Source organism: Trinickia sp., assembly GCF_051961175.1.
In the GTDB taxonomy this organism is placed as follows: Bacteria; Pseudomonadota; Gammaproteobacteria; order Burkholderiales; family Burkholderiaceae; genus Trinickia.
This window is the reverse complement of sequence record NZ_JBQCDN010000096.1, coordinates 1-2,103: the sequence shown is the minus strand read 5'-3', so window position 1 is coordinate 2,103 and position 2,103 is coordinate 1. Positions and strand designations below refer to the sequence as shown.

The window sequence follows — 2,103 nt, the reverse complement described above, 5'->3', positions numbered from 1 at the left end:
CCCATGACGAACACGAAAGAAACGATGCCGATGACAAGGATCACCCCCGCGATCAGGAAGGCGTTCGTAAAGGAGTTCGTCGCACCGACGATGAAGCCGGTCACGACGGGGGCGGCCACGCCCATCAAGTTGTTGGCGAAATTCATGATGCCGCCGATCGTCCCCACACCGCCCTTGGGCGCGATGAGCGAAGGCAACGACCAGCCTACCGGCGCGGCCGAGGCCAGACCGCCGAGCGCGATCGAGATCCAGACGATTGCCCACATCGGGTTCGTCGTCAGCGTGGCGCCGAACACAGCAAGGCCGAGCACCATGCCGCAGACAAGCACCGCTTTGCGCACACGCGTTTCATCGTGGCCTCGTGCGATCAGATGATCGATCAACCAGCCGCCGACGACGAGATCGGCGACAGTGGCCACCGCCCACGGGATCGCCGCAAACCCGGCGGACTTCAGGATGCTCATGTGCATCGTCTGCACGAGATAGCCGGGCAGCCATGTGAGGAATAAATAGAACGAGTAGCCGTACGCGGCAAACCCGATCGTAAGCCCCCACACCTTCGACTTCTTCAGCAGGTAGCCGAGCATCGAGAACGCGCTCGCGCTCGACGCGCCTTCCGGCGTTGCACCGCCTTCGACGATATAGCGGTGCTCGGCCTCCGAGAGCTTCGCATCGCGGCTGGGATCGCGATAGATGAAATAGAAGGCGACGAAATACGCGAAGCTGAGCAGCGCCGTCACACCGAAGCCCCAGCGCCAGCCCATCCCCACCACGACAACCGCGACGAGTGGCACGCCGATCACGTTCGAGAACTTCGCCGCCGCGTCGAAAATCGCCGTGGCCATTGCGCGCTCCTTGCGCGGAAACCAATAGCCGGTCGCCTTCGCGCTGACAGGGAAGCCGGGCGCTTCGGCAACGCCCAGCATCGCGCGCGCCGCAAAAATGCCGCCGAAGCCGCTCGCGAACGCCGTGACGGCCGACGCCACGGCCCATAGGAACGCGCCCCAACGTCCGAGGCGCGTCACGCCGAAGCGATCGAGCACGATGCCCGCCGGCACTTGCAGCAGGGCATACGGCCAGAAGAACGCGCTGAACAGCAGGCCCATTTCCGCCGGTGACAAGTTGAATGCGGCTTTGAGCTGCGGCGCCGCCACCGACAAGTTGATCCGGTCGAAATCGTTGATGAGCACACCCACGCCCAGCAATACGCCCATTACCCAGCGGCGCTTCGCGACGCGTTGCGCTGTAGTCGATGTCATTTTCGTCTCCTCATGAATGCCGGATTCGCATTGGAATCCGCGAAATGCGTGGTCATAGGCTTCGGGTCATAAGACAGCGCTGTCTTTACCAACCGCAGAACGACGAACGTCGAGCAAGGCGCGCGCGTGCCAGTGCAGCGCCTGATCGACAATCGCGTCGACCGGGCGCGTCGCATCGACCGTCAGCGTGAGCGTTTCGGCGACCGGCGCTTCGAGATCGGCGAACTGACTCGCCACGAGCGAATCGGGCATGTAGTGCCCGCTGCGTTGGCCGACGCGCTTCGCCGCTTCCGCTTGCGGAAGATCGAGGAAGATGAAGCTGGCCATTGGGCTGCCGAGCCTCAGGCGCTCTCGATACCGGCGCTTAAGCGCGGAACAGGCGAGCACGACGCGTTCGCCGCGCTCGTCAGCGTCTTGCAGTTCCGCCGCGAGGCGGTCGAGCCAATCCCAGCGATCGGCGTCGACCAACCCGATCCCGCGTCGCATTTTGTCGACGTTGGCCGGACTGTGAAACGCGTCGCCCTCGATGAAACGCCCGCCGAGGCGCGCGGCCACGGCCTGCGCGACGCTCGTCTTGCCGCAGCCCGCCACACCCATGACAACGATAGCCGGTACTGTCTGGTCCATCGATCGGAATTCCTTTTGCTGAGATAGCGCTATCTCTTCAGTTCCAAAGAAAGGCGGTTCGCCACCGCCTTATGCTCAGATCCGTCCCCATTCGCTTACAATATCGAACGTTTGTACGACGGTTGAGACAGCGCTATCCTAGTTGAACCATGACCTCTGTGACACCCAGGAAAACCCGCGGCACGGGCCGCCCGACGCTCGAGCAGGTGGCTCAGCG

2 protein-coding genes are annotated in these 2,103 nt (G+C 63.3%); both read right to left on the bottom strand.

The features are described from left to right. Positions 1-1,259: MFS transporter (locus ACTHL0_RS05035; protein WP_440565494.1), on the bottom strand; the 1,259-nt coding region annotated here is incomplete at its 3' end. Between the two features lie 66 nt (positions 1,260-1,325). After that, complete coding sequence (locus ACTHL0_RS05030) at positions 1,326-1,886, bottom strand: gluconokinase (RefSeq protein ID WP_440565493.1); 561 nt, start codon at positions 1,884-1,886, stop codon at positions 1,326-1,328. Positions 1,887-2,103 lie beyond the last annotated feature (217 nt).

Excerpts from the sequence above, each read along its gene's own strand:
- ACTHL0_RS05030 (WP_440565493.1), bottom strand. The coding sequence starts at position 1,886 with ATGGACCAGACAGTACCGGCTATCGTTGTCATGGGTGTGGCGGGCTGC.